The sequence below is a fragment of the Cupriavidus sp. U2 genome (assembly GCF_009663685.2).
GTDB classification, from domain to species: Bacteria; Pseudomonadota; Gammaproteobacteria; order Burkholderiales; family Burkholderiaceae; genus Cupriavidus; species Cupriavidus necator_C.
Genome location: NZ_RCOG02000022.1, coordinates 40,714 through 62,323 on the forward strand (window position 1 = coordinate 40,714; position 21,610 = coordinate 62,323).

Annotated in this window: 19 protein-coding genes; 9 read left to right on the top strand and 10 right to left on the bottom strand. The window is 68.2% G+C overall.

Going from position 1 to position 21,610, the window contains the following annotated elements; genetic code table 11:
• The first annotated feature begins 91 nt into the window (after nucleotides 1–91).
• Complete coding sequence (locus D9X30_RS16605; protein WP_228770949.1) at nucleotides 92–1,537, top strand: DUF1254 domain-containing protein; 1,446 nt, start codon at nucleotides 92–94, stop codon at nucleotides 1,535–1,537.
• 96 nt (nucleotides 1,538–1,633) lie between these two features.
• Here D9X30_RS16605 and D9X30_RS16610 read toward each other — a convergent pair whose 3' ends face one another.
• The 4 genes from D9X30_RS16610 to D9X30_RS16625 form a co-directional block, all read right to left on the bottom strand.
• Nucleotides 1,634–2,791 (bottom strand): DUF3300 domain-containing protein, encoded by a 1,158-nt coding sequence (locus D9X30_RS16610; protein WP_153948294.1) that lies wholly within the window; start codon nucleotides 2,789–2,791, stop codon nucleotides 1,634–1,636.
• Nucleotides 2,788–3,696 (bottom strand): DUF2950 domain-containing protein, encoded by a 909-nt coding sequence (locus D9X30_RS16615; protein WP_228770950.1) that lies wholly within the window; start codon nucleotides 3,694–3,696, stop codon nucleotides 2,788–2,790. Before D9X30_RS16615 ends, D9X30_RS16610 begins: the two co-directional genes overlap by 4 nt.
• A gap of 144 nt (nucleotides 3,697–3,840) precedes the next feature.
• Nucleotides 3,841–5,076: an NADH:flavin oxidoreductase/NADH oxidase family protein gene (locus tag D9X30_RS16620; protein WP_153948296.1), complete on the bottom strand. Its 1,236-nt coding sequence runs from the start codon at nucleotides 5,074–5,076 to the stop codon at nucleotides 3,841–3,843.
• A gap of 152 nt (nucleotides 5,077–5,228) precedes the next feature.
• Nucleotides 5,229–6,059: an alpha/beta fold hydrolase gene (locus D9X30_RS16625; protein WP_153948297.1), complete on the bottom strand. Its 831-nt coding sequence runs from the start codon at nucleotides 6,057–6,059 to the stop codon at nucleotides 5,229–5,231.
• Between the two features lie 254 nt (nucleotides 6,060–6,313).
• On the opposite strand from D9X30_RS16625, the gene D9X30_RS16630 reads away from it, so the two are divergent.
• Nucleotides 6,314–7,618, top strand: coding sequence for an MFS transporter (locus D9X30_RS16630; protein WP_153948298.1), 1,305 nt, complete (start codon nucleotides 6,314–6,316; stop codon nucleotides 7,616–7,618).
• A gap of 44 nt (nucleotides 7,619–7,662) precedes the next feature.
• Here the strand turns inward: D9X30_RS16630 and D9X30_RS16635 are convergent, their stop codons facing one another.
• From D9X30_RS16635 to D9X30_RS16655, 5 genes are all read right to left on the bottom strand, one after another.
• The gene (locus tag D9X30_RS16635) at nucleotides 7,663–8,442 is read right to left on the bottom strand and encodes a DUF2894 domain-containing protein (protein ID WP_153948299.1); all 780 of its coding nucleotides are present in this window, start codon (nucleotides 8,440–8,442) and stop codon (nucleotides 7,663–7,665) included.
• Complete coding sequence (locus D9X30_RS16640) at nucleotides 8,435–9,100, bottom strand: OmpA family protein (RefSeq protein ID WP_153948300.1); 666 nt, start codon at nucleotides 9,098–9,100, stop codon at nucleotides 8,435–8,437. The genes D9X30_RS16635 and D9X30_RS16640 overlap by 8 nt, the downstream gene beginning before the upstream one ends.
• Nucleotides 9,097–11,472 carry a DUF802 domain-containing protein gene (locus D9X30_RS16645; RefSeq protein WP_153948301.1) on the bottom strand — a complete coding sequence of 792 codons (2,376 nt, stop codon included), beginning with the start codon at nucleotides 11,470–11,472 and terminating at the stop codon, nucleotides 9,097–9,099. Before D9X30_RS16645 ends, D9X30_RS16640 begins: the two co-directional genes overlap by 4 nt.
• Before the next feature lie 6 nt (nucleotides 11,473–11,478).
• Entirely contained in the window at nucleotides 11,479–12,177 is a 699-nt protein-coding gene (locus tag D9X30_RS16650) for a DUF3348 domain-containing protein (protein WP_153948302.1), read from the bottom strand.
• Between the two features lie 186 nt (nucleotides 12,178–12,363).
• Complete coding sequence (locus tag D9X30_RS16655) at nucleotides 12,364–13,092, bottom strand: IclR family transcriptional regulator (RefSeq protein ID WP_153948303.1); 729 nt, start codon at nucleotides 13,090–13,092, stop codon at nucleotides 12,364–12,366.
• Nucleotides 13,093–13,314: 222 nt separating this feature from the next.
• Here D9X30_RS16655 and D9X30_RS16660 point away from each other — a divergent pair, with 222 nt between their 5' ends.
• The 7 genes from D9X30_RS16660 to D9X30_RS16690 all read left to right on the top strand — a co-directional run bounded on the left by D9X30_RS16660 (nucleotide 13,315) and on the right by D9X30_RS16690 (nucleotide 19,883).
• Entirely contained in the window at nucleotides 13,315–14,238 is a 924-nt protein-coding gene (locus D9X30_RS16660; protein ID WP_153948304.1) for a tripartite tricarboxylate transporter substrate binding protein, read from the top strand.
• Nucleotides 14,239–14,287: 49 nt separating this feature from the next.
• On the top strand, nucleotides 14,288–14,986 hold the full coding sequence (locus tag D9X30_RS16665; protein ID WP_153948305.1) for an RraA family protein: 699 nt from the start codon (nucleotides 14,288–14,290) through the stop codon (nucleotides 14,984–14,986).
• The gene (locus D9X30_RS16670; RefSeq protein WP_502799642.1) at nucleotides 14,983–15,927 is read left to right on the top strand and encodes a hydroxyacid dehydrogenase; all 945 of its coding nucleotides are present in this window, start codon (nucleotides 14,983–14,985) and stop codon (nucleotides 15,925–15,927) included. Before D9X30_RS16665 ends, D9X30_RS16670 begins: the two co-directional genes overlap by 4 nt.
• Nucleotides 15,928–16,053: 126 nt before the next feature.
• Complete coding sequence (locus tag D9X30_RS16675) at nucleotides 16,054–17,061, top strand: Bug family tripartite tricarboxylate transporter substrate binding protein (RefSeq protein WP_228770951.1); 1,008 nt, start codon at nucleotides 16,054–16,056, stop codon at nucleotides 17,059–17,061.
• A gap of 9 nt (nucleotides 17,062–17,070) precedes the next feature.
• Nucleotides 17,071–17,994 (top strand): SMP-30/gluconolactonase/LRE family protein, encoded by a 924-nt coding sequence (locus D9X30_RS16680; protein ID WP_153948306.1) that lies wholly within the window; start codon nucleotides 17,071–17,073, stop codon nucleotides 17,992–17,994.
• The gene (locus tag D9X30_RS16685) at nucleotides 17,991–18,848 is read left to right on the top strand and encodes an amidohydrolase family protein (RefSeq protein ID WP_153948307.1); all 858 of its coding nucleotides are present in this window, start codon (nucleotides 17,991–17,993) and stop codon (nucleotides 18,846–18,848) included. The genes D9X30_RS16680 and D9X30_RS16685 overlap by 4 nt, the downstream gene beginning before the upstream one ends.
• Nucleotides 18,849–18,914: 66 nt before the next feature.
• Nucleotides 18,915–19,883 (top strand): Bug family tripartite tricarboxylate transporter substrate binding protein, encoded by a 969-nt coding sequence (locus D9X30_RS16690; protein ID WP_228770960.1) that lies wholly within the window; start codon nucleotides 18,915–18,917, stop codon nucleotides 19,881–19,883.
• A gap of 101 nt (nucleotides 19,884–19,984) precedes the next feature.
• On the opposite strand, the gene D9X30_RS16695 is transcribed toward D9X30_RS16690, so the two are convergent.
• A complete protein-coding gene (locus D9X30_RS16695) occupies nucleotides 19,985–21,547 on the bottom strand; it encodes a serine hydrolase (RefSeq protein WP_249640990.1) in 1,563 nt (520 codons plus the stop codon).
• Nucleotides 21,548–21,610 lie beyond the last annotated feature (63 nt).

Below are 21,610 nucleotides of genomic sequence, written 5' to 3' on the forward strand. Positions count from 1 at the left end.
GCAGCTGCGCCTTGCGATATGCTCGTCCGGCGATTGCCATGCCTGCCATGATCCACATTGCGGCGCATGCCAACTTCCACGGAGAATCCGCATGACACGTTCCAGGATGATGCTGTTCACGCTGCTGGTAGCGGCATCGACCAGCAGCTTCGCCCAAGGCGCCACGGGGTATGTATTCGAGCGCGGCTATCCGACTGCGCAGACCACACAGGCCGCACGCAACGATGCGGATTTCCAGCGCGCCATGACGGCGTATCGGTTCTGGTATCCGACGGTGTCGGTGGAAGGCATCTTCAACGGCAACCGCGAGTTGGGGATCAAGGATGGAGAGTCATGGGGCATGGCGGCGGCTGGTCCGCGGCAGGTCGGCTTCACGCTGAATTCCGACACGCCCTATGCATCGGCCGTGATCGACCTGAGTCAGGGGCCGGTCGTCATCGAGTTGCCGCCCGGCCCCTATATCGGGCTGGTAGACGATCACAACCAGGGTTGGGTGCAGGACGTCGGCCTTCCGGGGCCGGATGCCGGCAAGGGCGGCAAGCACCTGGTGGTGCCGGCCGGCTACAAGGGAAAGATCCCCAAGGGCTACCACGTTGGCACGTCGCCGTCCGTAAAGAACCTGTTCGCGGTGCGCGCGCTGCCGGTCGGCGGAGACCTGCCCCGTGCGCTCAATGCCTTGCGGGCGATCCGGATCTACCCGCTGTCGTCGGCGGCGAGTCCGGTGCCGCTGAAGCTGGTCGATACGACCGAGCAGCGCATGGACAGCTCGTCGCTGCGCTGGGAAGGCAATCTCCAGTTCTGGCAGGTGTTGCAGAAGATCATCGACGAGGAACGGATCGTGCCGCAATTCCTGCCCATGTACGGCTTGCTGGCCGAACTGGGTATCGAGAAAGGCAAGCCGTTCCATCCCGATGCACGCATGAAGGACATCCTGGAGCGCGCGGCCAGGGCCGGGCGCGACCAGATGCTGGTGTCGGCCTTCGATAGCGCCCGCCCCGACCGGGTGAACTGGCCTGACCGGAAGTGGGAGTGGGTCGGCCTGACGCCGGGCAGCGCGCAGTTCGAGACGCCGGCAGGCATGGATCTGGAATCGCGCGACCGCTGGTTTGCCCAGGCCATCGTCACGTCGCCCGCCATGTTCCGGCGCAGCGCCGGCGCCAGTTCGCTGTACTGGATGGCCGTGCGCGACGGCAGCGGGGCATTCCTCGATGGCGGCAAGCACTACAAGGTGACCTTGCCCCAGCCAGTGCCCGGCAAGCTGTTCTGGTCGATCACCATCTACGATGCCGAAACGCGCTCGCAGGTGCAGACCGACCAGGACAAGGCAGCGCTGCGCTCCTTGTTTGAACTCAAGGATGTGCCGACCGACGCCCCGCTGGATCTCTATGTGGGCCCGACCGCGCCGGCCGGCAAGGAAGGCCGCTGGATCAAGACCACGCCGGGCAAGGGATGGTTTGCCTACATCCGCATCTACGGCCCGGAGGCGGCGGCATTCGACAAGAGCTGGAAGCCGGGCGACTTCGAACCGCTGAAGTGAGCCGGTGAAGTGAGCCGGCCGCTGCCTGCAGGCCCGATATGAGCGAACGGGGCGCGGCGATGCCGGCAGTGACGCCGGCAGCCGCCGGGGCCTCGCCTAGCGCCGCCCACCCCGGCCGCCGCCGCCGAATCCACGTCCACCACCACCACCACGGAAGCCGCCGGCATTTCCACGCGAGCCTGAGCCCAGGCTCGAATTGCCGCGGTTCATGTCGCGTTGCATCTCGCCACGGCCATTGCCGACGCCATTGAACCCGCTGTCACGGCCCGCGGTGCCGTCGCGGCCCCGGAATCCATTGCGGGCTTCCGCGCCGGGCGAACTGCGTCCGAACCGCTCGCGCGACGCGTTATCGCGGTAGGCCACGCCCTGGCGATGGCGGGCGTCATGCTGCCAGCGGTCTCCGCTCAGCTTGCTGGCATCGAAGTTTCGGTCGATATTGCGGGCCTTGTGATGTTCGACATGGACGTTGTTGTTGTTCCAGTCGCAGTTGCCGAAGATCGCCGCTGCCGTGATCAGCCCCACGCCGAACGCGATGCCCGAGCCGTAGCCGGGATAGTAGGCGGGGTAGGGCGGCCAGTAGTAGTACGGGTACGCGGGATAGGCCCACGGGCCGTACACGACGCCAGGGTCGTACGCCGGCACGTAGATGGTCTGCGGGTTGGCGGGCTCGATGATCACGACGCTCTGGCCCGTCGCGGTGGTCTGGGTGGTGACCGTCTGCTGGGCGTTGGACTGCAGGTTGCCGGCCTGCCGCGCCTTGGCGCGCAGCCGCTGGATGGCATCGAAGACATCCTTCTGCTGCGCCAGGAAGGCATCGCCCAGATTCTGCGTCCAGTCGATCTTGTCGTTCATCGGCTCCAGCACCTGCGGAAAGGCCAGCATCGACTTGACGCTGGCATCCCACGGCTCGTTTTGCGCGGCCTGGATGGCGGCGTCGCCTTTCAGGTCCGGATGGGCCTTCAGCCAGCGGGCGGCCAGGACGATTTCCATCGGGTAGGTGGATGCCATCAGCACCTGGGACAGCAGGCTGTCCGGATACAGGGCGATGGGCGCCACCAGCGCCTCGATCTCCTCGGGCTTGTACGCGGCACCGGCCGGTTTCTGCACGGCGGCCAGGCGGGCCTGGTCCAGTTGGGCCTGGGCAGACGTCTGCGATGGCGCGGCGCTGTCCGGGGCGGCCGTCGATGGCGGGTTCGTCTGGCACCCCGCCAGCATCAGCGCCATGCAGCCCGTAGCGATGGCCATGCGCTTCATGGGGATACCCGCCTCCAGCCCGGGGCTGGATCGAAGGTCTGGGTGGCGGACGCCTTCATGTCGGTCTGCGGGCCGAGATTGCGTTCATAGACGATGCCGAGGTGATTCACCATGAACGTCATCACGCCGGTGTCGCCATAGCGCACGGGCCAGGCGATCACCGCGAAGCCTCCGAATAGCTTGCCGTCCACCATGTAGTTCATCGCGCCGGACTGGGCATGCTTGCCCTGTGCCGTGAGCAGCTTGAAGCGATATCCGTTGTAGCCGTCCTCGCTCTGGTTCGGCCGGCTGGCATTGCTGAAGGCCTCGCCAAGCGGGCTCGGCGGCTCGTTGGGCCCGGTCGGCCAGTACAGGCCGTCGTGCCTGCCCGGCGAACTCGCCAGCTTGCTTGCGTAGACGTGGAGCTTTTCGCCGTCGTGCGTGGTCTCGGCGTAGTCGTCCTGCGCGTCGCGGATGGCCAGCAGGGTTTGTATCGCGGCAAGTTCGTTGCGGCCAATGCGGCGCACGCGCATTTCCTGCAGGCCGGCCCGGGTGTCGAATTGCCAGCCCGCGGGGCGTTTCACCAGCGGGACGGGCAGGGTCCAGCCGTCGTCGCCCACGACGATGAATGCATGGCCATTGGCCGTTCGAACGGTGTGGGACACGTTCCACGCGCGCACGAACGTCTCGCGGGCCGCGTCGCCGACGGGCGGGACGATGGCCCGGAAGTCATCGCCGAGCATTTGCGTGAGCGCGGGCTGGTCGTCGGCCAGCACGGCCTGGCCGAACGCCAGCATGCCGTCCTGGGCTGTGCCGAAAAGCTGCTGGGCCAGCGCCACCTGGGCCAGCAGGGATAACACCGTCGCCAGGCCCCACGATCGTGGCGAACCCAGGCGCATCCGGAACGGTCCCGGCCGCATGGTCATGTCATGGCTTCCTTTGCGCGTGGTGCCGGACATCGGCTGGCGCGGGCGGCGGCGCTCCCTGCGGCCCGCCCGCTACTTCATTTTATGGGCGCGCGGACGGGGCGCAATGGCACTTTGGGGTAACCCGTGCGGGCCTTCGGCCACTCAGGCCCTGACACGCTGCGCCGCCCAGCGCCGATACTTGCGCACGCGGCAGGCATCGGACACCTGTTGCAGGATCAGCGCGCGCAACGGCGACACCCCGGGGTGGGTGGCCTTGCCCCGGCTCAGGTTGCGCAGCTGGAACTTGACCGCCGCCATGTTGGCCAGCGACGCCAGCGCCTTGTTTTTCCACGTGATCGGCGGCAACGCCGGTGCGCTGTCCTTGCCGGCCAGCCAGTCGCGCGGCAGGTTGGGGTTGATGGCCAGGGCGGTGCCGATGCCGACCATGTCCACGCCGCTGCGGACCACCTGCTCGGCCACCGGCTGGCGGCGGATGCCGCCCGTGACCATCACGGGCATCGTCGCCACGGCGCGGATGTCCTGCGCGAACTCGACGAAGTAGGCTTCCCGGGCCAGCGTGCGGCCGTCGCGCGCCTGGCCCTGCATGGCAGGCGCCTCGTAGCTGCCGCCCGACAGTTCCACCAGGTCGACGCCCAGGTTGTCGAGCATCTTCACGACCTCGCGGGCGTCCTCGACGCTGAAGCCGCCGCGCTGGAAGTCCGCCGAATTGAGCTTGACCGCGACGGCGAACCCCGGCGAGACCGCCGCCCGTACCGCCTTGACGATCTCGACCAGCAGGCGGGCACGGTTCTCCAGCGGGCCGCCCCAGGCGTCGTGGCGCAGGTTGGTCAGCGGCGACAGGAACTGGCTCAGCAGATAGCCGTGCGCGGCGTGGATCTGGACACCTGTGAAGCCGGCCTGTTCGCCCAGTTGCGCGGTGCGGGCAAAGCGCCGGATCACATCCTCGATGACGTCCTGGGTCATCGCCTTCGGCGGGCTGAAGTGCCTGGACATATTGCCCAGCGCCATCGGCACGGCAGAGGGCGCCCAGGTGGGCTGCCGCAGGCTGGCGGGCATCTGGCGGCCGGGGTGGTTGATCTGCAGCCAGAACTGCGCCCCGTTGGCGCGTCCTGCGCTGGCCCAGCGCCGGAATCTGTCGAGGTGCGTGGCGTCTTCCAGCACAACGCCGCCCGGACCCGTCATGGCGCGGCCGTCCACCATCACGTTGCCGGTCAGCAGCAGGCCGGCGCCGCCGTCTGCCCACGCCCGGTACAGGCGAATCAGCGCCTCGGACGGCGCATGGTCGGCGTCAGCCATGTTCTCTTCCATCGCGGCTTTGGCGATGCGGTTCGGAATGCTGGAACCGTTGCGAAGGACGAGCTTGTCGAACACGTTCATGAAGTCACCTCGTTGGATCGAGGCTCGACTCTAAGATTAAAGTCAACTTCAAGGTCAAGGCCTTTTTGTGCGCCGATCCGGCGGCGCCATGCAAAAGGCCCCGCCGCGGAAATCCGGGCGGGCCAGGATGGATGGACCGCTTTCCCAGGTGATTAGCTGCGCACAAACGCCAGCAGGTCGGCGTTGATCGTGTCGGCGTTGGTCGTGGGCATGCCGTGCGGAAATCCCGGATAGGTCTTCAGCGTGCCGTTCTTCAGCAGCTTGGCCGACAGCGGGGCCGAGTCGGCATAGGGCACGATCTGGTCGTCGTCGCCGTGCATGACCAGGACGGGGATTGTGGCGCGCTTCAGGTCCTCGGTGAAATCGGTCTGCGAAAACGCCACGATGCCATCGTAGTGGGCCTTCGCGCTGCCCATCATGCCCTGGCGCCACCAGTTGCGTATGACCCCTTCGGACGGCTTGGCGTTGGGCCGGTTGTAGCCATAGAACGGTCCGGTGGGAATGTCGAGGTAGAACTGCGCGCGATTGGCCGCGACCTGCGCCTGGAAACCGTCGAAGACGTCCTTGGGCAGGCCGCCCGGGTTGCTTTCGGTCTTGACCATCAACGGCGGCACCGCGCTGACGAGCACGGCCTTGGCGACGCGGTCCTCGCCATGGCGGGCAACGTAGTGGATGACCTCGCCGCCGCCCGTGGAATGGCCAATATGGACGGCCTTCTGCACGCCCAGGTGTTTCACCACGGCCGCCACATCGTCGGCGTAGTGGTCCATGTCGTGTCCGTCCCAGACCTGGCTGGACCGGCCATGGCCGCGTCGGTCATGGGCCACGACCCGGTAGCCCTGCGCCAGGAAGAACAGCATCTGGGCGTCCCAGTCATCGGCGCTAAGCGGCCAGCCGTGATGAAAGAAGATCACCTGTGCGTCGCGGGGTCCCCAGTCTTTGTAGAAGATATCGACGCCGTCGCTGGTTGTGACGTATCCCATGATTCGCTTCTCCTGAGTGGTGCAGCCATCAAGCCTCGATGCGGGAATCCGGCCGGCGGCGCTGGTACGCCGCGGCTGGGCGCGGCCCGTCGTGCCGGGAATTGTCCGGCGCATCGTTCGGGCCAGAGACCACTGTAGGATTGAAGTCCACCTCAGGGTCAAGGTTTTTCAGCTGATGAGAATTGGCCACCGCCGGGGCCGGTGCCCCGATTTTTTCCTACACTTACTCCGGACAGGCTCAGGCAGGTGCGACGATGCGGGCCGATTCTGGTCGTGGGGACGACACGGGCAGCGACCGAACGCTGGTGTATTTCGGATGGCTGACGTTGTTCGTCTACCTGGCGACGCCGGCCGGCGCCCTGGTCGACATCCAGACGTCGTACATGCTCAAGAACGAGCTGCACGCCACGGCCACGCAGATTTCCACGTTCCGGCTGGTGACGGGCATCCCCGTCTATGTGGCGTTCGTGTTCGGACTGGCACGCGATCAGTGGAGCCCGTTCGGCATGCGCGATCGCGGCTATTTCCTGGTCTTTGCGCCGCTGACGGCGCTGGCCTGCGTCTGGATGGCCCATTCGGGCTTTTCTTATCCGGGCCTGCTGGTGGGCACGCTGATGGCCATGCTGGCATTCCGCTTCGTGGCGGCGGCCTGTCAGGGGCTGATCGCCCTGGTCGGCCAGGAAAAGCTGATGTCCGGCCGGCTCAGCGCGCTGTGGAACGTGATCAGCGCCGTGCCGGTGGTGGCAGGCGCCTTCGCTTCGGGCTACGTGTCCGACCACCTGGCCGCCAGGCAGGCCATCTACCTGGTGGCCGTCTTCAACCTGATGATCGTTGCGTTGGCGCTCTGGAAGCCGCCGTCGGTGTTCGGACAGCTCTATGACCGGAAGCAGGCCCGCGCCACCGACTTCGTGGGGAACATCAAACGGCTGGTCCGGCACAAGGCCGTCTATCCGGCGGTGCTGATCTGCTTCCTGTGGAACTTCGCCCCGGGTTCGGCCACGCCGTTGCAGTTCTACCTGACCAACGAGCTGCATGCGTCGGACTCCGTGTACTCGTACTACAACGGCATCTTCGCCGCCGCTTTCGTGCCGACCTTCCTGATCTACGGCTATCTGTGCAAGCGGGTCGCGCTGGGCAAGCTGTTGTGGTGGGGCACCATCATCGCCGTGCCGCAGATGATTCCGCTGGCGTTCATCCAGTCGGCCGATCTGGCGCTGGTGCTCGCGGCGCCCACCGGGTTGATGGGCGGCATTGCCACCGCCGCCTACCTGGATCTGGCGATGCGATCCTGTCCGCCCGGCCTGCAGGGCACGCTGATGATGCTGGTGGATGGCGTGCTCGCGCTGTCCGGGCGTGCCGGCGACCTGCTCGGGTCGTGGATCTACAACAGCGCGCCGTCGCACGGATTCGTGTACTGCGTGATGGCCACCACAGCCGTGTACGCGCTGATCCTGGCCTTGATTCCGCTCACGCCCAAGGCGTTGATTGCGACGCGCGATGGCGAGTCCGTCGCGGATGATCCTGCGCCCGCGTCGCCGCCGAGCCGGGAACCTGCCTGACCGGCGTCACCTGCCGGCCTGAGGGCGGTAGGGGCGCCGTCGGCTCAGGCCGTGCCGCTTCCCGACCGGGACGACCTGGCCCGAGCCTTGCGCGGGGCAGGGGCGCGTGGCGCCTCGCGGTCGGGCACGAGCGAGATGGCGTGCATGCCCTCCAGCCAGGACAGCGCATCGACGTACGACAGGAACTGCTCCAGATAGCCGGGCGACACCTCGCGCATCAGCGATAGCGAGCGATGCACCAGGTGATTCGTGTTCAACGGCCCGGCGTTTTCCGGCACACCGGCCTGCGAATCGCGCAACTGTCGATCGACGCTGACGCGCGCCCAGGTGTCGCGGAAATAGTCGGCCAGCGCCGGTTCGGCGTGGCGGGCGCGATGCGCGTTGACGGCAGCCGGCGTGCCGGATGCGCCCGGCACCTGGGACGCGGGGCGGGTGCCCGGCGGGGCGGCTGGATCTGCCGCCCGATGCGGGTCCGGAAGTGCGTCCTGCGGATAGGCCTGGCCAAGCCGCGCCGTGAGGGCGGCCAGGCCGGAGTGGGCGTCGGCCCGCTGCAGCGACGTGCCGGACGCAGGCGCCTCGATCCGGTCGCGCGACAACCGATCGCCAAAATCGGCAACCAGCCCCGCCAGGCGCTGCTCCAGCCGTCGCCGCGCCTCGCCATCGTAGGCGGATGCGCGCCGGGCCAGTGCGTCGATAAAGCGGAAGCGCACCGGATCGGCGCGGTCGGCGCCGCTGTCGCGCCAGCCGTCGATCCGGGCGCGGGCATCGTGGCGTTCCTCGCGCGGGTCGGGGGTTGGCCCGTCGCGCAATGCGTCGCTATGCATCGGGTTTGGGCTTGGCTGCCGTGGCGCCGGCACCCGCCGAGATGCGTGGCACCGGCGCAATTTCCACGCGGCGGTTCTTCGCCCGGCTTTCTTCCGTGGCGTTGGGCGCAACCGGCTGCTGCGATCCAAACGCCGCCGAGAACACCGACGCTGGCGGCACGCCCGACTCGATCAGCGCGCGGGTCACGGTCAGCGCCCGCTGGGCCGACAGTTCCAGGTTGTCGGCGAACCGCCGGTTACCTTCCCTGACCTGCTGGTCGTCGGTGAAGCCGCTCACCATCAGGATCTCGTCGCGCGCGCCCAGATAGGCCGACAGCGGCGCCGCCAGGCTCTTGAGCAGGGTGCGGCCCTCGGGCTGCAACTGGTCGGAGTTCAGCGCGAACAGCACGTTGCCGCTGATGCCGATGCGGCCATCCTTGAGCGTGACGCGGCCGGCTGCCAGCGGCCCGGCCAGTGCCTGTTCGAGCGTCTGGCGGCGCTTCAGCTCCGCCTGCCGCTGCTTGACCTCGTTCTCGAGCCGTGCCGACAGCTCCATCTGCACGCCGATGACGCCGAGCAGCACCAGCACGAAGGCGCCCAGCATCACCGACATCAGGTCGCCGAACACCGCCCAGGCCGGGACGGTCGGCTCCACGCCAGCGTCGATATCGTCCGTCATGCCGCCTCGACCCCAGACTGTTGCGCGGAAAACTGCTGCAGGTTCTCCAGGATCTGCTTCTGCGACAGCATGCTGAGGTCGACCACCTCGCGGGCCTGCGCCACGTAGTAGGCCAGTTGCTCGTCGCTACGGGTCATCGACTTGTCGAGTGCGGCCTCGATGCGGGCCAGGTGCTCGGCCAGCTTGTCGTTCGAGGCGCCGAACAGTTGCACCGCCGCGCCGAACGCTTCGCCCAGGCTCGCCACCTCGACGGCGCTGCTCGTGATCTGTGCGGCGATGCCGTCCAGCTTGCCGGCTTCCTGCGCCACCTGTTCGGTGAAGCGCGTGCCCACGCGTTCCAGCAGGTCGGCCGTGGTCGTGACCAGGCCGTCCACCGCCGTGCGCTGTTCGGTGGAAGCGTGATTCACGGCGTCGAGCAGTGTGCCCAGTGTCTCCAGCAGGCGGCCACGTTCCTCCAGCATCGCGTTGTCGCGCGCCATGCCGTCGGTCAGCTTCTGGCGCAGTTCGGCGATGACGTCGGCAGCCGCCTTGGGCGCCTCGGTTGCCACCTGGGCCAGACGCGCCACCTCGGCGATGGTCTCGCTGGCTTGCTGCTGCGTGTGCGTGGCGATGTCGCGGGCGGTCTGCGACAGGGCGTCGCGAATCTCCCGCTGATGATCGGCCGATTGCGTGCTGGCCTGCTGCCATTCGTCGCGCATGGTCGCGGCCATGGCGGCCAGCGTATCGCGCCAGGCGGTCAGGCGGGCTTCGTCGCGCGATGCCAGTTCGGCCTGCAGCGCGGATGCGGCCTGCAGCAGCCGGTCGATCTCGGCCACGGTGCCGGCGGCGTGGGCCTGGGCGTGCGTGGCGATGTCGCGCGCGCTTTGCGACAGGGCGTCGTGGACGTCCTGCTGGCGGGCCGCCGCCGTGGCGCTGGCCTGCTGCCATTCGTCACGCATGGTCGCGGCCATGGCCGCCAGCGTATCGCGCCAGGCAGTCAGGCGGGCTTCGTCGCTGGCGGCCAGTGCCGACTGGCGCGCTGTCTCCTGCGCGGCCAGTTGCGCTTGCAGGTCGGCGTGCGACTGGCTGACCGTGGCGGCGATGCCGGCGGCGTGTTGGGCAAAGGCGGCCGAGGCGTCGGCCATGGCCTGGCGGCTGGCGCCGGTGAGTGCGGCACCCGATTGCTCCAGGCGCGACAGCGCCGCATCCCACGTACGGGCCGCGCTGGCGTTGGCGGCGTCGAGACGGGCGCCGACTGCGTCGACCATTGCCGTCGAGCGAGCCGTGAAAGCTTCCCCGAAACCGTCAAGCGATGTCCGCAGGTCGGACGTCAGCGCCGTGTTCGCCTGCTGGTGCTGCGCCAGGGCTTGCCGCCAGGTATCGGTCACGGCGGCCGTCGTGGCCGCGAAGCGTGCGGACAGGCTGTCCAGATGGTGCTGCACGGTCTGCGTGACGGTGTCGCGCACGGTGGCGGCTTCGTGGGCAAGACCGGCCATCGTGGTGTCCACGGCGGGCCGGATGGCCGCGCTGGCGGCCCGCGCGCTGTCGGCGATGCCTTCCTTCAGCGACTGCCCCACGGTGTCGGCCAGCCGCGCATAGGCGGCGTCGGTGCGCGCGTGAAAGGCGTCCTGGTTGGCCGACAGGCGCTCGCCAAGGGCTTCGTTCTGGCGCGCCATCGCGGCGGTCATGGTTTCCAGCCGGTCCACGAGCGCGGGCATCAGCTCGGCCTGCCGCTGCAGCAGCGCATACACGGCGTCGTGCTGGTGATGGCGCGAATGCACGCGCAGCGTGGTGGCGATGCGCTCATCGAGCATTTGCGCCGCCTGCACCCGCTCGCGGCGCACCAGCGCGGAAAGCAGCCCGAGCATGGCGGACGTGGCCACGCCGGCCACCGACGTCCCGAACGCGAAGCCCAGGCCCTTGACCGGGGCCGCCAGCGACGCGCGGATGGCCTGCAGATCCGCGGCGCTTTCCAGCGCCACGCCGGTGGTGCGCAGTGTGCCGACCATGCCGAGGAAGGTGCCGAGCATGCCCAGCAACACCAGCAGGCCCACCAGATAGGGCGTCATGGCCGGGCCGGGCAGCGCCACGCGCTCGCCTTCCACGCGCAGGCGCACCGCGTTGCGCAGGCTCGGATGCAGGCGGTCCAGCCACGCTGCAAGGCTGGCCGGCGGCGTGGCCAGGTCGGCCAGCGCGGCGGTCAGCGTGGGCGTGGCGTCGCGGTAGCGGCGCAGTTCGAGTGCGCCGCCCACATAGAAGCCGCCGATGATCAACGTGACGGCCAGCGCCAGCGCATTCGTGCCGGCGTAGCCGGCGCCGACCCAGCCGACGACGGCCAGGCCCGCAAGGAAGACCGCCAGGGGTGCGGCAACGGTTGTGAAAGGTTTCTTCATGTCGATTCAGCTTTCGCGCAGGGCCGCGAGCAGCGCATCCACCGGCTGGAAGCGGATCTCCAGCTCGGCCAGCAGCACACTCTGCATGTCCCTGCGAAATTCGTTGAGCCACGCGCCCTCAGCGCCGCGCAGCCGTGTGAAATGCGGTTCCAGCATCCCCGGCACGGCCGCCAGCACGGCCTGTTCGCGCGGGCCGAGCACCTGCTCCATGACGGCATCCAGCATGGCCAGCCGTCCCGCCGGGGCCGTCCGCGCCGCCAGGGCCGTACGCAGCCGCGCACGCAGTCCGGCGATCTCGTGTTCCATTTGCTGCTGCAGCGCCACGTAGCGTTGGCGATGCACGGCGAAGTCGGCTTCGGCCGGATCGGGCGCGGCTGCGCGCGACGGCATGCGGCGGCGGGTATCGGCCGACGAGGCCTGGCCCGTGATCGCCGCGGTCAGCAGGGCGCGCACATGGGCGCCGGCGGCGTCACCAATCGATGCAGGCCTGCCACTGCCCGCCCGCGCAGGTGCTCCGGACGGCACTTCCGGCGGATTGCCGTTGAGCGCGGCCGATAGCGCGATGGCGTCGGTCCAGCCCAGCCACCGGCTCATCACCGCAGACAACGACGGCGGGGCGCCAGAGGCACAGGCATCCGTCAGGCGAGCCAGCAGGCGTAGCAGTTTCGGGCCGCTGAGACCCGTGCGCTGTGGCACTTGCATCATGTCGCCAGGATGAAAAAACGGGGAGTTTACACGGTCGGGGGCCGGTCGAGCCGCCAAATCAGGGAAGACGATGAAGATCGCCGGCTGGGCTGGCGGACACGCCACCTCTTGCCATTGCAGGAAGGCCCCCGATCGCCGGGGCGGCAATGCCGGGGGAGGGCGGCGGCCGATGTCACGGCACAGGCTTCAGTCGTGGGAGACGTTACCCGTGCCGTAGATCTTCTCGCACCATGCCGGACTCGCGCCCAGCAGCCTTGACAGTTTGGTGGCCGCCACCAGCTGCACGCGGCTGATCTCGGTGCGGTCCGCCGCCTCCAGGCGCGAGGCAGGGCCGGAAAGCGCAAGCGCGGCGATGAACTTGTCGCCGGCGCCGAACAGCGGCGTGGCGAAGGCCGCGGTGTAGATGTCGCGCACCCCGGCGGTGAACCACGGCAGGGGCTCGTCGCGCCGGGCCGATTCGTCTGCCTTGCCCCAGTACTTGAGCACCGACGCGATTGCCGTGTCGTCGAGCGGAAGGATGGTGCCAGGCAGGCGCGTCTCGCGCAGGCCTTCGCTCGGCTCGGCGCGATACGGGCACATGCGATGGTCGTCGCCGTGCAGCACGTAGTACGACGCGCTTTCGCGCGTGGCCAGCGCCAGTTCCTGCAACACGGGTTCGATCAGCGAGCCGAGCTGGAACGATTGCTCGTACAGCTTGCCCAGGTAAAGCACACGCGGCCCCAGCGCATAGCGCCCGTCGGCCGTGCGCACCACATAGCTCATCCGCTCCAGCGAATTCAGCAGACGGAACACCGTCGTCTTGTGCATGCCGGAGTTGCTGGACAGCTGCGCCAGCGACTGGACCTCCGCGCCAAGGCGGAAGCAGTCCAGCAAACCAAGCGCCTTTTCGACGGCGGCTACCCCGTGGTTACTCATCTTTGGCTCCGGTACGTCATTTCCGCCATTGTACTGTGTACAACGTCGTTGTGTACCGTACACGGGTATACGCCAAGTGGAGTCGGGACCTTTACGGACTATAGTTGTCTCAAATTTATGAAACGCTGTTGTACATAGTACAACGCAGCAAAACGGAGACAACCAATGCGTCAAGTCCGGTCCCCACGATCCTTGCGATCGCTTTTCGTCGCGGCGTTTGCGATGACGGCCGTGTCCGCGCACGCGGCCTGGCCCGACGACCGGCCCATCGAGGTCTACGTCGGCTTTGCCGCCGGGGGCGGCACGGACCTGCTGGCGCGCGCGATGGCGCCGTACCTGCAGAAGCATCTGGGCGGCAAGGCCCGCATCGTGGTGGTGAACAAGCCGGGCGCCTCGGGCGAGATCGCCTACTCGGCGCTGGCGCGGGCGGCGGCCGATGGCTACACGATCGGCATCGTGTCGACGCCTTCGCTGCTGACGATTCCGATCCAGCGCAAGCCCAAGTACGACCCGGCCGGCATCGTGCCACTGGCCCGCGTGGTCGACGATCCGGCCATGTTCGTGGTGGCGGGCGACAGCAAGCTGGGGTCGCTGGCCGATCTGGTGAAGCAGCTCAAGGGCAACCCCGAAGGCTTGTCGATGGGCAGCAACGGCATCGGCACCAATGGCCATATGGCCGCGCTGGCCTTGCAGCAGGCCACGGGCGCCCGCGTCAATCACATTCCGTTCGCCGGCACGTCGCAGACCAAGACGAGCCTGCTGGGCCACCACATCGACGTGATGGCCATGAGCACGACCGAATTCACCGAGGCCGACCGGGCGTCGAAGGACGTGAAGGTGCTGGCGCAACTGGGCACCGAGCGCCGCCCCGGTCTGCTGGCCGATGTGCCGACGGCCCGCGAGCAGAAGCTCGACATCACGATCTCGTCCGAGCGAGGCTTCGCGGCACCGCGCGGCCTGCCGCCCGAGATCGCCAGGCGTCTGCAGGACGCCATCGAGGCCACGACGAAAGACCCCGAATTCCTGGCCCGCGCCGTCAACGAGGCGCGCGGCATCTCGTACCTGTCCGGCACGGCGTGGACCCAGCACATGGCCACGCAGCGCGGCAAGTTCGAAAGCCTGTGGAAGCTCGCTTCCACAAAGTAATCCCCCCGAGTTGGACCCCCTTGTTTGTCCGTCATACCTGGAGTCGTACATGAGCACCCAAGCCAAAGTATCCCCCGCCATCCGCCGTGATTTCGAGCGCGTTTCGCCCGAACTGGTGGCGCGCGCGTCGAAGTTCCAGGCCGCCATCCTGGCCGATGTGGTGGGCCGTCGCGGCACGCTGAATGCCCGCGTGCAGGGGCTGTCGCCGGCCATGAAGGTGTGCGGCCCGGCACTGACCGTCGAAGTGCGTCCCGGCGACAACCTGATGTTCCACGTGGCGCTGGCGCTGGGCAAGCCCGGCGATGTGATCGTGGTGGACGGCAAGGGCGACCAGACGGCCGCGCTGTGCGGCGAGATCATGGCCACGCAGGCACAGGCCTCGGGCCTGGCCGGCTTCGTGATCGATGCCGCCGTGCGCGATTCGCACGAACTGGCCCATGGTGCGTTTCCGGTCTTCTCGGCCGGCACCAATCCGTGCGGCCCCACCAAGGCCATTGGCGGCCTGGTGAACTGGCCCGCTTCGGTGGCGGGCGTGGCCGTCAATCCGGGCGACCTGATCGTGGGCGACGCCGACGGCGTGGTCGTCATCCCGCGCGAAGACGTGCCGGCCATCCTGGAACTGGCGCAGAAGAAGGTGGATGCCGAAGCCAAGCGCATTGCCGCCATCAAGGCCGGCGAACTGCGTCCGGGCTGGCTCGACAAGGAACTGCGCGCGGCCGGCGTGCTGGCCGAAGGGGAATCGCTGTGAGCATCGTGAAGAAACCCGTACTGCTGGTCACGGGCAATGACCTGGCACCGCAGGCGCTGGAACTGCTCGAGGATTTCGAGGTGGTCTTCGCCGGCAAGCAATGCAGCGAGGAAACCGTGCTGGCGCTGGCCCGGGAAAAGGACCCCGTGGCCATCATCGTGCGCTACGGCAAGGTGGGCGCGACGGTCATGGATGCCGCGCCGTCGCTGAAGGTGATCTCCAAGCACGGCAGCGGCATCGACGTGATCGACCAGAACGCCGCCGCCCAGCGCGGCATCGCCGTGAGGGCGGCGGTGGGCGCCAATGCCGCTGCGGTGGCCGAACACGCATGGGCGCTGATCCTGGCCTGCGCCAAGGCCGTGCCGCACCTGAACGCGCGCATGCGCGCCGGGCATTGGGACAAGTCGATCCACAAGAGCATCGAGCTGAACGGCCGCACGCTGGGCATCGTGGGCCTGGGCGAGATCGGCCGCCGCGCCGCCGTGACCGGCGTGGCGCTGGGCATGCGCGTGATGGCGTTCGATCCCTATGCAAAGACGGTGCCCCAGGGCGTGACGCGGGTGGACAACCTGCCGCAGCTGTATCGCGAGGCCGACGTGGTGTCACTGCATTGCCCGCTGACCGACGACAACCGTGGCATGCTGAACCGCGAGACGCTGGCCCAGTTCAAGGACGGCGCGATCCTGGTCAACACGGCGCGTGGCGGCCTGATCGACGAACCGGCGCTGGCTGAGGCGCTGGCCAGCGGCAAGCTGCATGCGGCCGGCCTGGACAGCTTCGCGGTGGAGCCGATGACCGTGCCGCATCCGTTCCAGCAGATCGAGAACCTGATCCTGTCGCCGCATATCGGCGGTGTCAGCGACGCGGCCTACGTGAACATGGGCGTGGGCGCGGCGAAGAACGTGCTGGCCGTGCTGCGGGACGCCGCCACGGCGGCATAACGGAGTCACGGTGTAAGGGTGTAACGGTGTAAGGGTGTAAGGGAAGCCCCGGCTTCCACAGACAGAAACAGGCATCGCGGCGGGTTTGGCGTCAGCCCGACCCGCCACAGTTGCCAGGAGACAACGATGTTGCATCGCGCATTTTTCCCCTCGTTCTTCCGCTCGTGTGCCCGTCTGGCGGCGCCGCTGGCTGCCGCCGCGACACTGGCCGGCCTGGGCTTGCCCGCGCTGGCGGCGGCGTATCCCGACAAGCCGGTGCGGATCGTCGTGCCCAACCCGCCGGGCGGCGCCGTCGATGTGGTGACCCGCAAGGTGGCACAGAAGCTGACCCAGCAGACGGGCCAGAGCTTCGTGGTCGAGAACAAGCCGGGTGCCTCGGGCACGATCGGCACCTCGCAGGTGGTGAACGCGCCGGCAGACGGCTACACGCTGCTGGCCAACGACAATTCGTACACCACGCTGCCCTACGTCTTCAGGAAGCTGAACTGGGACCACCAGACCGCGCTGGTGCCCATCGCACCGTTTGCGTTCTCGCCGGTGGTGGTGGGCGTGAAGACCGATTCGCGCTTCAAGGACCTGCAGTCGCTGGTCAACTACGCCAAGGCGCATCCGGGCGAAGTGACGTTCGGCTCGGGCGGCCCCGGCAGTTCTCCGCATTTTGCCGCCGAGGCGTTCCAGCAGGCCGCCGGCATCAAGCTGATGCACGTGCCGTACAAGGGTGCCGGCGAGGCCATGGTGGGCCTGCTGGGAGGCAGCGTCGACCTGCTGGTGGTGTCCACGCCCACCGCGCTGGCGCCGGTCAAGGGCAACCAGATGCGCCTGCTGGCCATCAGCGGCAAGAGCCGTGTCGATGTGTTCCCGAACGTGCCGACGTTTGCCGAAGCCGGCCTGCCGGCCTTCAGCCTGTTCAACTGGTCGGGGCTGGCCGCGCCGAAGGGCACGCCGAAGGAAGTCGTCGACCGCCTGCAGGCCGAAGTCCACAAGGCGCTGCAGTCGCCCGACATGAAGGACTTCCTGGCCAGGATGGGTTCGCAGCCGGGCAATCTGGACAGCCCCGCGTTTGCGCAGCTGATCCAGCGGGAAACTGCGCAATGGGCCACCGTTGCGCAGAAGGCCAATATCGAAAAGCAATAGGAGGTCACGATGCTGCTGCTTCATCCTCCCACCGTCCGTGACGCCACGGTGCTCACCCGCCTGCCCGACGCGTTTCGCCGGCACGATCGGGACAACGCCTGGTCGCTGGCCAATCGCGGCGGCGCGGTCACCGATTCGTTCCTGGAAGGGCCCGTCTGGTCGGACGGCCATCTCTGGGTGACAGACATTCCCTACGGCCGGATTTTTCGCGTATCGCTGCAGGGCGACTGGGAACAGGTCGCCGAGTACGACGGCGAGCCCAACGGCATGAAACGCCTGGCTGGCGGAGATTTCCTGATTACCGACTACCGCAATGGGCTGATGCGCCTGGATGCCCGTACCGGCACCGTCACGCCGTTCCTGGAGCGGCGCAATTCCGAGCGGTTCCGGGGCGTCAACGATCTGACGTTCGATTCGGCCGGCAACCTGTATTTCACGGACCAGGGCCAGACCGGCATGCACGACCCCACGGGGCGCGTGTATCGGCTGGCGCCCGACGGCAGGCTGGATGTGCTGCTGGCCAACGCCCCCAGCCCCAACGGCCTGGTCCTGTCGCTGGACGAGAAGGTGCTGTACGTGGCCATGACGCGCGGCAATTGCGTGTGGCGCGTGCCGCTGCAGGCCGATGGCTCGGTCAGCAAGGTTGGCCAGTTCTTCACGTCGTACGGGCCGAGCGGCCCCGACGGGCTGGCCATGCGCGCCGATGGCTTCCTGCTGGTAGCCAATCCGGGGCTGGGCTATGTCTGGGTGCTCAACCACCGCGCCGAGCCGGTCGAAGTCATTCGCACGCCGGTCGGGGCATCGCTGACCAACCTGTGCTTCGGCGGGGACGACGGCAAGACGCTGCTGATGACCGAATCCACCACCGGCTCGATCCTGTGCGTGCCGATGCCGGAAGGTGGTGCCCCGGTGCATGGCGGGCGTTGGGCATGAGCAGCGGCGCGAGCCCCGCCGCCGCATTCGCTGGCGCCTGCGACTGCCATGTGCACGTCTATGACAGCCGCTATCCGGTGGCGCCGGGCGCGACGTTGCGGCCGCCCGATGCGTCGGCCGACGACTATCGCCAGGTCCAGCGCCGGCTGGGCACGCAGCGCGTGATCGTGGTGACGCCTTCGACCTATGGCACCGACAACGCCAGCACGACAGACGCCATCGCGGCATTGGGCCCGTGCGCACGGGGCGTGGCCGTGGTGGCCGCCGATGTCGCCGACGACGAACTGGCGCGGCTGCACCGGGCGGGCATTCGCGGCATCCGGCTGAACCTGACGCTGGCCGCGCCGGTATCGCTCGACGATCTGCCCACGCTGGCCGCGCGGATTGCCGCATACGGATGGCATGTCCAGCTCAACTTGCCACCCCAGTGGCTGCCCGACGCGGCCGGCATGCTGGCTGCGCTGCCAGTGCCCATGGTGTTCGATCACTACGGCCACTTGCCGCCTGGCAAGCCAGAGGCGGAGCCGGCCTTCCGCGTGATTGCGGGCCTGGTGGCAGCCGGCAAGGCGTGGGTGAAGCTGTCGGGCCCCTATATCGAATCGCGGGAAGGGGCGCCGCACTACGGCGACATGCGGCCGCTGGCGGCGCGCTACCTGAAGCTGGCGCCGGAGCGCATGCTGTGGGGGTCGGACTGGCCGCACCCTACGGCGCAGGCCAGGGGCGGCCGTCCTGTCGACGATGGCGCCGTGCTGCGCACGTTCCTGGATTGGTGTGGATCGTCGGATACGGCGCAGCAGGTGCTGGTTCGCAATCCGCAATCGCTTTACGGGTTCGGGGACATTGCCCCGGCCTGAGTCGTACCGCGAACAAGAACTGGAGACATGATGTTCACATCGTTTTGCCTGTCGGCCCGCATGCGCATGCTGGGCCTGTCGGTCTGCCTGACCGCCGCATCGTTCGCCGCTGGCGCGGTCCACGCGCAGACCGACTGGCCTGCCGGCAAGGTCATCAACTACATCGTGCCGTACCCGGCCGGCGGCACGACAGACATCCTGGCGCGCCTGGTCGCGCAGAAGGTGGGTCAGGCGCTGCACACCACGATCGTGGTCGAGAACCGGCCCGGTGCCACCGGCGCCATCGGCTCGGCCTTCGTGGCCCGCGCCGCGCCGGACGGCTACACGCTGCTCGGGGCATCGACGGCATCGCACGCGATCAACCCGGCGCTCAATCCGAAGCTGCCGTATGACGCGGTGAAGTCGTTCACGCCGGTGGCGCTGCTGGGCACCATCCCCAGCGTGCTGATCGTCGGACCGAACAGCCCGTACAAGAGCGTCAAGGACCTGGTGGCAGCCGCCAAGACCAGGCCCGGCACCGTGAGCTATGCCTCGGGCGGCAACGGCACGATCCTGCAGATGTCGGCGGAACTGCTGCAGCAGCAGGAAAACGTGCGCATGAATCACGTACCGTACAAGGGCGACGTCCCGGCGATCCAGGACGTGATGGCCGGCCACGTCGATTTTATGTTCGCGCCCACGGCGCCGATCCTGCCGCACGTGCAGGCCGGCAAGCTGCGCGCGCTGGCCGTGGCCACCGCAGTGCGGGTGCCAAGCCTGCCAGCCGTGCCGACGATGGCCGAAGCCGGCGTGGCGAACTTCGAGGCCGAGCAATGGCAGGGCATTTTCGCGCCGGCCGGCACGCCGCCCGCCGTCGTCCAGCGGCTCAACGCCGAGATCAACCGTGCGCTGCAGGACCCGGACGTCAAGGCGCAACTGGCCAAATTGGGGATCAAGGTGGTGGGCGGCGCGCCCGAGCGGCTGGCCGAGATTCAGAAGACCGATATCACCAAATGGAGCCACGTCGGCAAGGCCGCCAACATCGTGCTCGAATAACGCCGCGCGAGCCGTACCGGTCTGCAGGACAACCGGAGAAGACGTGGTATACCGCAGTCGCTATGGACTGGCGCTGCAGGGCCTGGCGGCGCGTCTTGCCCTCACCGCGAAAACACCCCCAGCCCCTCGTGATCGTAGTACTCCAGCCACACCCGGTCGCTGCCAAAGACGGCTTGCGAGATCGTGCCGGGTGTGGCGTTTTCGTTGTGGAGGGTGAACGTGAAGATGTCGCCGTCCCAGTGCGTGAGCGGCAGCGTCAGCGGCCGGGCGCCAAGCGTCATCAGCAGTGCGCCGCCTTGCTCGGTGACCTGCAGCGACCCGTAATAGTCGTTGCGATAGGTGCCGGTATAGGTTGACAGGGCCCGTGCCGGCAGCGGGCTGACTGGCGGCGACTGGCCGACCAGGCGGCCCTCCGGCAGCAGCAGTGACGCGAGGGCATCGGTGAAGATGGCGCCCCAGTCGCGGCGGAAGGCGCCGTATTGCACCAGGTCGAAGAACTGCGCGTTCAGTGTCTCGGGGATGCCGATGGGGTAGCCGTTGGTCAGCGTGACGATGGCCAGGTTCAGCGACGGCACGGCCGTAAAGGCGGTGGCCGCGCCCACCGCGAAGGCGCCCGAATGGCTGTAGGACGTCAGGCCCAGCTCGGTGGTGCCGACATTGAAACCATAGCCGTACCAGCTTGCCGGCCGGCCGTTGACGGGCGGGCCGCTTTGCATCTGCTGGTCCAGCGCGGGCGCCAGCGCCGCGGCATCGACGATGCGCTGGCCGCCGAACTCGCCCCTGACCAGCAGCATGATCAGCCATTTCGCCAGGTCGTTCACCGACGAACTGACGCCGCCGGCCGGCGATTGCGCATCGGGCATGGTTCCCAGCCCCTGCACCCAGGCGCCGTTCACCTTGACGTGGCCAAGCGCGCGGTTGTCGCGGGCGGCAAAGTCGGCGTAGCGCGAACTGGTGCGCGTCATGCCCAGCGGCTGGTAGATGGCCTGTTCCGACAGCGTGGCCCAGTCGATGCCGGCGGCGGTTGCCACGGCTTCCGCCCCGGCCGTCATGCCGAAGTTGGTGTACGCGTAGGCTGTGCGCAGTGGGTGGACGGGCAGAAAGCGCAGGCGTGTCAGTACCTGGCGGCGGTCGTAGCCCATGTCTTCGAGCCGGTCGCCGGCATGGTCGGGCAGGCCCGACCGATGCGCGTAGCAGTCGCCGACGGTCACGGCCTGGGTGGAATCGGCATCGGACAGGGCAAACCACGGCAATTGCGCGATGACGGGCGTGTCCCAATGGATGCTGCCGCGCCCCACCTGCCGTGCCACCACCGTGGCGCCGATCGGCTTGGAAACCGATGCCAACTGGAACACGGTATCGGCATCGACGGGCGCCGGGTCGGTCACCAGCCGCCGGCCGAACCCCCTGGCATACACCGTCTGGCCGCCGCGCACCACGGCGACGGCCATGCCGGGCACGCCGGAACTGGACATCAGGTTGGTCGCCAGCGTATCGACCTGGGCGATGGCCCGCGTGATCTGCGCATCGGGAACGGGAGGGGGCGCTGGCGCAGGCGCAGGTGCTGGGGCGGAATCGCCGCCGCCGCAGGCGGGCAGGGCCGGCACCAGCACGCCGCCCAGCGCGGCACCTAGAAAGCGGCGACGATCTCGCAGTGTGCCCACGGCGGTTCTCCTGGCTGGAAATGCTGAAAACGCTGCAAAGGGGGGCGCGGCTCGCGCACGTGG

Excerpts from the sequence above, each read along its gene's own strand:
- D9X30_RS16605 (WP_228770949.1), top strand. The coding sequence starts at position 92 with ATGACACGTTCCAGGATGATGCTGTTCACGCTGCTGGTAGCGGCATCG.
- D9X30_RS16610 (WP_153948294.1), bottom strand. The coding sequence starts at position 2,791 with ATGAAGCGCATGGCCATCGCTACGGGCTGCATGGCGCTGATGCTGGCG.
- D9X30_RS16615 (WP_228770950.1), bottom strand. The coding sequence starts at position 3,696 with ATGACCATGCGGCCGGGACCGTTCCGGATGCGCCTGGGTTCGCCACGA.
- D9X30_RS16620 (WP_153948296.1), bottom strand. The coding sequence starts at position 5,076 with ATGAACGTGTTCGACAAGCTCGTCCTTCGCAACGGTTCCAGCATTCCG.
- D9X30_RS16625 (WP_153948297.1), bottom strand. The coding sequence starts at position 6,059 with ATGGGATACGTCACAACCAGCGACGGCGTCGATATCTTCTACAAAGAC.
- D9X30_RS16630 (WP_153948298.1), top strand. The coding sequence starts at position 6,314 with ATGCGGGCCGATTCTGGTCGTGGGGACGACACGGGCAGCGACCGAACG.
- D9X30_RS16635 (WP_153948299.1), bottom strand. The coding sequence starts at position 8,442 with ATGCATAGCGACGCATTGCGCGACGGGCCAACCCCCGACCCGCGCGAG.
- D9X30_RS16640 (WP_153948300.1), bottom strand. The coding sequence starts at position 9,100 with ATGACGGACGATATCGACGCTGGCGTGGAGCCGACCGTCCCGGCCTGG.
- D9X30_RS16645 (WP_153948301.1), bottom strand. The coding sequence starts at position 11,472 with ATGAAGAAACCTTTCACAACCGTTGCCGCACCCCTGGCGGTCTTCCTT.
- D9X30_RS16650 (WP_153948302.1), bottom strand. The coding sequence starts at position 12,177 with ATGATGCAAGTGCCACAGCGCACGGGTCTCAGCGGCCCGAAACTGCTA.
- D9X30_RS16655 (WP_153948303.1), bottom strand. The coding sequence starts at position 13,092 with ATGAGTAACCACGGGGTAGCCGCCGTCGAAAAGGCGCTTGGTTTGCTG.
- D9X30_RS16660 (WP_153948304.1), top strand. The coding sequence starts at position 13,315 with ATGACGGCCGTGTCCGCGCACGCGGCCTGGCCCGACGACCGGCCCATC.
- D9X30_RS16665 (WP_153948305.1), top strand. The coding sequence starts at position 14,288 with ATGAGCACCCAAGCCAAAGTATCCCCCGCCATCCGCCGTGATTTCGAG.
- D9X30_RS16675 (WP_228770951.1), top strand. The coding sequence starts at position 16,054 with ATGTTGCATCGCGCATTTTTCCCCTCGTTCTTCCGCTCGTGTGCCCGT.
- D9X30_RS16680 (WP_153948306.1), top strand. The coding sequence starts at position 17,071 with ATGCTGCTGCTTCATCCTCCCACCGTCCGTGACGCCACGGTGCTCACC.
- D9X30_RS16685 (WP_153948307.1), top strand. The coding sequence starts at position 17,991 with ATGAGCAGCGGCGCGAGCCCCGCCGCCGCATTCGCTGGCGCCTGCGAC.
- D9X30_RS16690 (WP_228770960.1), top strand. The coding sequence starts at position 18,915 with ATGCTGGGCCTGTCGGTCTGCCTGACCGCCGCATCGTTCGCCGCTGGC.